This window comes from Mycobacterium sp. 1165178.9, from assembly GCF_001673555.1.
Classification (GTDB): Bacteria; Actinomycetota; Actinomycetes; order Mycobacteriales; family Mycobacteriaceae; genus Mycobacterium.
Map to the genome: position 1 here is coordinate 1 of NZ_LZMB01000539.1, position 7299 is coordinate 7299.

The window sequence follows — 7299 nt, forward strand, 5'->3', positions numbered from 1 at the left end:
CTGGCCGACGTCCCCGTGCACGTCATTCCCTGCCTCAATCAGCGCATCGACACCGCAGAACCCGGCATCGCCGCGGCGGCCTGGGCCTCGATCATCCCGGCGGGCTGGAGCTTTTTGCTGGCGCTGCGTTCCCGCGGCCTGGGATCGGTATGGACGACGATGCATCTGTTTAAGGAACAAGAGGTCGCCGAGCTGCTCGGCATTCCGCCCACCGTCACGCAGGCCGCGCTGTTCCCCGTCGCCTACACGATCGGGACCGACTTCAGGCCGGCCAAGCGGCCACCCGCGGAGACCATCACGTTCTGGAACAGTTGGATACCGGCGGATGGAGAAAGCTGATGCAGTCCTACACCGTGCGATTCCACGTCGATGCACCGCCGAAAAAGGTCTGGCGAGTGCTGCATCCACCCGTGCCGCCGGACGCGCCCCGGCCGCGTGTTCTCAAGTGGCCGACCGGCAGCATGAAAATTCTCAACGAGGGCAACGAGGCCGGTGAGGGCCTGGTCCGCACCTGTGTCTTCCCAGTCCCGAGGTACCTGCTGTCCGGCGGCCGGGCGCGCTCGTGGGAGACGGTGACCGAGGCCGAGCTGAACAGGCTGTCGAGGTACACCGCGGTCGGTGCCCCGCTGTGGTCACGCGCCGAGGGCTATCACCAGCTCGAAGAGCAGCCGGACGGCGCCACGGTGCTGACGTTCCACGAGACTTATCACGCCTACAATCCGGTGCTGCGCTTCTTCCTGGAGCGCCCCGTCCACGCCAGGATTTCCCGGGACAATCTCGAGACCTACGAGCACGCGCTCAGTTATGCGGGCCGGGTGCGCCGGCTCCCCTAAGCGTTCTTTGCGGCTCGGCGATGTCACAACGGTGAATTAGGTGCTTGACCCCGGTACCCTCGATCTCTATGGGTGGAGTACCTACTGCGGCGAGGTTGCTTGCCGCGAGCCTGATGGTCGCCGGCTGGGCCGCGTCAACGGTGGTTGCCAGCGCCGATCCGGACGAGACCCAGGGACCTGAGCCGGGGTCGGGCTCGGGGGCACCGGCACCGGCCGCTTCGCCGTCGCCGGGGGCTCCGCCCGCGCCGGCAGGGCCGAAGACGTCCATCGACAAGGACGGCATTTACGCGGTGGGTAGCGACATCGCGCCTGGTATCTACAGCTCCGGCGGCCCCGCCGGCGATGGCACCTGCTACTGGAAGCGGACCAACCCGGACGGCGGCATCATCGACAACGCCATGTCCAAAAAGCCGCAGGTGGTCCAGATCGATCCGGGCGACAAAGCGTTCAAGACTTCCGGCTGCCAGCCCTGGCAGCTGACGCCGGGCGCTGCTCTGCCGGCGACCGCGCCGCCCGCGGGTGTGCAGGGCACGCTCGGCATCCTCAACAGCCTGCTTGGTGGGGGCGCGCAGCGGGCGCCGTCGGCCTCACCGGCCCCGCAGGCGCCGGCCGTATCTCCGGCTCCGCAGGCACCCGCCGCGCCTCGGGCTCCGCAGGCACCGGTCGCTCCGGCGACCCCGGCGGCCCCGCAAGCCGCACACTCCTGATCGGTCTCAGTAACGGCCGACGCCAACGCGCCGCGGCCCGCGGCGGGCCTGTGTTCGCTACCGTGGCGCCGTGGCATATGCGCAGGGGATTGTCGTCGTCGGTGCCGGCGTCAGCGGATTGACGTCGGCCATCTGTCTGGCCGAGGCAGGCTGGCCGGTGCGGGTGTGGGCGGCGACGAAGCTAAAGCAGACGACCTCGGCGGTGGCGGGAGCCGTCTGGGCTCCCCCACGTCCGGCCGAGCGGGCGGCCGAAACGCTGGGCTGGACCGAGCACTCTCTGCGAGTGTTCACCGATCTCGCCGGCGATCCCGACTCCGGTGTGCAGCTGGCACCCGCGCTCGCCGTCGGTGAGCTGAGCGAGGCGATGTCGTCGGTGGCAACGCTGATCCCCGAACTGCGGCCGGCCGATCCGGCCGACATTCCCGGGGGCTTCGATACCGGATTTCACGCGACCGTGCCGATGATCGACATGCCGCACTACCTCGACTATCTGACTCGGCGGCTCGCCGCGACCGGCTGCGAAGTCGAGGAGCATCCCGTGCAATCGCTGTCCGAGGCCGCCGATGCAGCTGGAATCGTCGTCAATTGCGCCGGACTCGCCGCAGGCGCGCTGACCGGTGACGACACCGTGCGGCCGCTGTTCGGCCAACACGTGGTGCTCACTAATCCCGGTCTGCGGCAACTGTTTCTGGAACTCAACTCCGGTCCGGAATGGACCTGTTACTTCCCGCATCCGCAGCGGGTGGTCTGCGGAGGCATCAGCATCTCCGACCGCTGGGACACCACGGCCGACCCTGACGTGACCGAACGAATTTTGCAGCGTTGCCGCGGTGTCGAGCCGCGACTCAACGACGCCGAGGTGATCGAGGTCATCACCGGACTACGCCCCGACCGTCCGTCGGTGCGGGTCGAAGCCGAGCTGCTGGGGCGGGCGCAGTGCATCCACAATTACGGTCACGGCGGCAACGGCGTCACGCTGTCCTGGGGTTGCGCGCGCGACGTGGTGCGCCTGGTCGACGGAGTCGCCGGGTGAGCATCGATTACCGGCTGGACGAGCACATCGCCACCATCACGATCAACCGCCCCGAGACACGAAACTCGTTGGATATGGCGCATTTCCGAGACCTGGCCCACGCCTGGGCCGCGTTCCGCGACGACGGGCGGGCCTGGGTCGCGGTGATCACCGGGGTCGAACGGGACTTCTGCACGGGAGCCGACCTCAAAAAATTCATCCCGGAACTCACCGGTGACCTGCCCAGGCCGACGGGGTGGAACAAGGAGGACGCCATCCACGCCGTCTTGCATCGATTCCCGGTGTACAAGCCGATCGTCGCCGCAGTAAACGGGACGTGTGTCGCGGGTGGCTTCGAGATGCTGACTTCCACCGACGTCCGGGTCGCCGTCCCCGACGCGCGTTTCGCGGTGATGGAGCCCAAGCGCGGTCTCTTCGCCGGCGGCGGAAGCACCGTGCGGCTGCCGCGGCAGATGCCCTACCCATTGGCGATGGAGCTGCTGTTGACGGCCGAGATGGTGGATGCGGAACGAGCCCTTGCCATGGGACTGATCAACCGGGTGGTCCCGGCGGACCGACTGATGGACACCGCCTACGACTTCGCCGCGCGCATCGCGGCCAACGCGCCCCTCGCGGTGTTCGCCACCAAGCAATCAGCCGTCGAAGGCTTGGCGCTCGACCTCAACTCGGCCTACGACAACGAAACCCGGCACAGTGACCGCGTTTTCGAGACCGAGGACGCCAAGGAAGGGCCACGCGCGTTCGCCGAGAAGCGAGCGCCGCGCTGGAGGGCCCGCTGAGCCTCAGGCGCCGGTGCGCCGAATCACCAAGGACAGTAACCAACTGACGATCGACAACACGATGGCGGCCCAGATCGCGGTCCACCAGAAGTGATCGATGTGAAGCCCCCAGTGGGTGGTGTGTTCGGTGATCCGCGCGGTGATCCATAGCATCAGCGCATTGACAACCACGTGGAACAGGCCGAGCGTCAGAATGTACAGCGGGATCGACAAGATCTGGACGATCGGCTTGATGAACGCGTTGACCAGACCGAAGATCACCGCGACGACGAAGATGATGCCCGCCCGCTCCAGCTTCGTGTCGCCGCCCACGAAGCTCAGGCCGTGCACGAAGAGGGTGACGATCCACAACGCGAGTCCGGTCAATGCTGCGCGCAACAGGAAAGGGCCCATGCCCTCGAATCCTGCCAGCCGTCCGCCCAAAGGGTAAGCGAAAGGCCGCTCAGTTCAGGTTGTAGAAGCGCTGCGCGTTCAAGCCACCGATCTTTTCCCGGGAGCCCTCGCTGATGTCGCTTCGCGTGCGCAGGTGCTTGGTGCTTTCCGGCCACTCACCGTCCCAGTGCGGGTAGTCGCTGGCGAACATGATGAACTCGTCGCCCAGCACGTCTATCACGCCGGGCAGGATCGGCTCCTCCGGCTCGCACGTCACCCAGATGTTGCCCGCGGCCAGATAGTCGTGCGGATCGCGACGCCAACCACGCTCCACCCAGTCGCCGCGCTTCTCGTAATGCTCGTGCAGCCGGTCCATGAAAAACGGCACCCAGCCCGCGCCCGCCTCGAGGAACGCGACCCGCAACTGCGGGTGACGCTCGAAGACGCCGCCGGAGACCATCGCGGTCATCGCCGTCATCTGGTCGAACGGAAAGCTGATGCAGTGCACCTGGATGTAGTTCGTGAAGCGGTCCACCCCGATCTTGGGCAGATGGATGCCGGGGGCGCCGTGCACGCCCAACGGCATGCCGAGTTCGACGGCGGCGGCATAGAAGGGGTCGAGGTCGGGATGATCGAGGTTGCGGTTCTTAAGCGCCGGCGGCACCAAAGTCGCAACCAGCCCAAGCTCTTTGGCTTCGGTCATCACGTCGATGGCCGCCTGGCCATGCTCGATCGGTGTCACAGCGACCCCGCGCAACCGTCCGCCCGCCGCGGCGCAATAGTCGGCGATCCACTGGTTGTACAGGCGCGAGAATCCCGCGGCGAAATCCGGATCCTCGAGACTGGGCGCGCAGAGCCCCATGCTCGGGTAGAGCACCATCGTGTCGATGTGATCGCGGTCCGCGTCGCCCAGCACGCCCTCGGGTGAACGGCAATTGATGTCGGGAGCCTTGCTGATCCCGTGCTCGGGCGGGCAACCCGCGCCCGGGCCCGTGTCCTCGGGGTAGTTGCGGCCTTCGAGCGTCAACCCCGGGCGCCCGTCCGTGCTGAACTTGACATGTTGCGGCCATCGCTTGATCGCTTCGATTGCCAGCGAGGAATTCTCGGCTACATGTCCGTCGGCGTCGATGATCCGCATGTATCCGGAACTTACTCCCGGAGCCCGGATGGTGGAACAGGTCGCGTTACCGCGCCGCGTACTGCACGATGCTGACGTGACCACACAGCGACTGACCGCCGATCAGCGGAACTCCTTCGTCGCGGCCCTACTGGGCTGGACGATGGACGCCTTCGACTACTTCATCGTGGTGCTCGTCTACGCCGACATCGCCAAGACGTTCCACCACAGCAAGGCCGAGGTCGCGTTCGTCACCACCGCCACCCTGATCATGCGTCCCGTCGGCGCGTTGCTCTTCGGGCTGTGGGCCGACCGCGTCGGCCGGCGGCTTCCGCTGATGGTCGACGTCATGTTCTATTCGGTGGTGGGTTTCTTGTGCGCCTTCGCGCCCAACTTCACGGTGCTGGTCATCCTGCGGTTGCTGTACGGCATCGGCATGGGCGGCGAATGGGGGCTGGGCGCCGCGCTGGCCATGGAGAAAGTTCCGGTGGAGCGCCGCGGGTTCTTCTCCGGGCTGCTCCAGGAGGGTTATGCATTCGGCTACTTGCTGGCCAGCGTCGCCTCCCTGGTGGTGATCGACTGGCTGGGGCTTTCGTGGCGGTGGCTGTTCGGCTTGAGTATCGTGCCCGCCCTGATCAGCCTGGTCATCCGCTACCGGGTCGAGGAGTCCGAGGTGTGGGAAGCCGCGCAGTACCAGATGAAGCTCACCAGCACCCGGATCCGCGACGTGCTGCGCAGCGGCGCGATCATCCGGCGGTTCATCTATCTGGTCTTGCTGATGACGGCCTTCAACTGGATGAGCCACGGCACACAGGACGTCTACCCCACCTTCCTGGGGGCGCACACCAACCACGGTGCCAACCTGGCCAGCACGACGGTCAAGTGGATCGTGGTGGTCTACAACGTCGGCGCCATCATCGGGGGTCTTGTCTTCGGCACGCTGTCGCAGCGATTCAGCCGCCGCTACACCGTCGTCTTCTGTGCGATCCTGGCGCTGCCGATCGTCCCGTTGTTCGCGTACTCGCGCAGCGCGGCGATGCTGTGCCTGGGTTCGTTTTTGATGCAGCTATTCGTGCAGGGCGCGTGGGGCGTGATTCCGGCCCACCTCACCGAGATGTCCCCTGATGCCATCCGCGGCCTCTACCCCGGCGTGACCTACCAACTCGGAAACCTGCTGGCGGCGTTCAATTTGCCGATACAGGAACGCCTCGCCGAATCACACGGCTACCCGTTCGCGCTCGCGGCGACGATCGTACCGGTGCTCATCACGGTCGCGGTTCTGACGCTGATCGGCAAGGACGCCACCGGGATCCGGTTCGGCACAACCGAACCCGCCTTCCTGGCAAGCGAAGTGACATGAAGCTATTCGGTGTTGCCCAGTAGGCGCCGCAATAGGTGCATGGCCACCGTGGTCGAGCGCTCCCGGATATCCGAACGGTTGCCGGGAAGGCGCAGCGTGCGGGTATCGGTGCGGTCATTGCTCGCTACGCTGAAACACACTGTGCCCACCGGTTTTTCCTCCGTTCCCCCACCCGGGCCGGCGATTCCGGTGATCGCGACCGCGATGTCGGCCCCGAACCGCTGCAGCGCACCTGCGGCCATCGCCTCGGCTACCGGCTCGGACACCGCACCGTGCGTTTCGATCAGCGCCGGGTCGACGCCGAGCAGCTCCGACTTCGCCTCGTTCGAATAGGACACCACACCGCCGGCCACATAATCGGACGAGCCCGGGCGGTCGGTCAGCCGCGCCGCCAGCAGGCCCGCCGTGCAGGACTCCGCCGTCGCGATCCGGTGGCCGGCCAGCAGCTGCGCGACCAGGTCGTCGACGCGCGAGCCGTCCTCGGAGTACAGCTGATGCCCGTGCCTCTCCCGCAGCAGTTTGACCAGCCGCGCATAAGCGTCGGCGGCCTCCGGCTCGTAACGGGTGACCATTTCGATCTCCCCGCGCCGCAGGCAGGTGGTGATCTCGAGTTGCCCGAAGCCGGGCACGGCCTGTTCCGCCTCGCGCAGCGTTTCGGCCAGCCCCGACTCGGGCAGCCCGAACATGCGCAGCATTTCCTGCCGGTAGACGGTCCGGCCGGCGATGGCGTTCTGGGCCGCGGGCGTTTCGATGGCCGTATGCCACATGGGCTGCAACTCGCGCGGCGGCCCCGGCAAGACGATCACCGTCGGCCTGCCGGGTACGACGATGCCGGGTGCGGTGCCGACCGGGTCGAGTACCTGCGCTCCGGTGGGCACCATGGCCTGCTTGCGGTTGGCGGCGCGCAGTGACTCGAAAGTGCCGGGATCCAAGGCGGATTGGAACGCGGGATTGCGCGCCATCAGTTTCTTGAGGATGTTGGCGATCTTCTCCTCGACCTCGGCGTCCAACACCAACTCGCGTTCGCAGAACCGGGCGACCACTTCGACGGTCATATCGTCGGCCGTCGGCCCCAGGCCGCCGCTGGTGACGATCAGG

At 66.7% G+C, this 7299-nt stretch carries 9 protein-coding genes; 6 read left to right on the plus strand and 3 right to left on the minus strand.

The genetic code is table 11. The features are described from left to right. The 5 genes from A5652_RS22950 to A5652_RS22970 form a co-directional block, all read left to right on the plus strand. Window positions 1–339 (plus strand): nitroreductase family protein (locus A5652_RS22950; RefSeq protein ID WP_197514069.1); only part of this gene is annotated, 339 nt, incomplete at its 5' end. Continuing rightward, on the plus strand, window positions 339–833 hold the full coding sequence (locus tag A5652_RS22955) for an SRPBCC family protein (RefSeq protein WP_067357284.1): 495 nt from the start codon (window positions 339–341) through the stop codon (window positions 831–833). The genes A5652_RS22950 and A5652_RS22955, both read left to right, overlap by 1 nt. 68 nt (window positions 834–901) lie before the next feature. After that, window positions 902–1540, plus strand: coding sequence for a hypothetical protein (locus A5652_RS22960; RefSeq protein ID WP_082984035.1), 639 nt, complete (start codon window positions 902–904; stop codon window positions 1538–1540). A 70-nt stretch (window positions 1541–1610) separates the two neighbouring features. Next, the gene (locus A5652_RS22965) at window positions 1611–2573 is read left to right on the plus strand and encodes an FAD-dependent oxidoreductase (RefSeq protein ID WP_067357287.1); all 963 of its coding nucleotides are present in this window, start codon (window positions 1611–1613) and stop codon (window positions 2571–2573) included. Beyond that, window positions 2570–3352, plus strand: a complete 783-nt coding sequence (locus A5652_RS22970) for an enoyl-CoA hydratase/isomerase family protein (RefSeq protein ID WP_067357291.1) — start codon at window positions 2570–2572, stop codon at window positions 3350–3352. Before A5652_RS22965 ends, A5652_RS22970 begins: the two co-directional genes overlap by 4 nt. 3 nt (window positions 3353–3355) lie before the next feature. Here A5652_RS22970 and A5652_RS22975 read toward each other — a convergent pair whose 3' ends face one another. Beyond that, a complete protein-coding gene (locus tag A5652_RS22975; RefSeq protein WP_067357294.1) occupies window positions 3356–3745 on the minus strand; it encodes a phage holin family protein in 390 nt (129 codons plus the stop codon). Between the two features lie 49 nt (window positions 3746–3794). Continuing rightward, the gene (locus A5652_RS22980; protein ID WP_067357297.1) at window positions 3795–4862 is read right to left on the minus strand and encodes an amidohydrolase family protein; all 1068 of its coding nucleotides are present in this window, start codon (window positions 4860–4862) and stop codon (window positions 3795–3797) included. A gap of 76 nt (window positions 4863–4938) precedes the next feature. On the opposite strand from A5652_RS22980, the gene A5652_RS22985 reads away from it, so the two are divergent. Next, window positions 4939–6201, plus strand: coding sequence for an MFS transporter (locus tag A5652_RS22985; protein ID WP_197514070.1), 1263 nt, complete (start codon window positions 4939–4941; stop codon window positions 6199–6201). A 2-nt stretch (window positions 6202–6203) separates the two neighbouring features. Here A5652_RS22985 and A5652_RS22990 read toward each other — a convergent pair. Further along, on the minus strand, window positions 6204–7299 hold a 1096-nt coding region (locus tag A5652_RS22990), incomplete at its 5' end, for a competence/damage-inducible protein A (protein WP_067357300.1).

Coding starts and splice junctions, on each gene's coding strand:
- A5652_RS22955 (WP_067357284.1), top strand. CDS start 339: ATGCAGTCCTACACCGTGCGATTCCACGTCGATGCACCGCCGAAAAAG.
- A5652_RS22960 (WP_082984035.1), top strand. CDS start 902: ATGGGTGGAGTACCTACTGCGGCGAGGTTGCTTGCCGCGAGCCTGATG.
- A5652_RS22975 (WP_067357294.1), bottom strand. CDS start 3,745: ATGGGCCCTTTCCTGTTGCGCGCAGCATTGACCGGACTCGCGTTGTGG.
- A5652_RS22980 (WP_067357297.1), bottom strand. CDS start 4,862: ATGCGGATCATCGACGCCGACGGACATGTAGCCGAGAATTCCTCGCTG.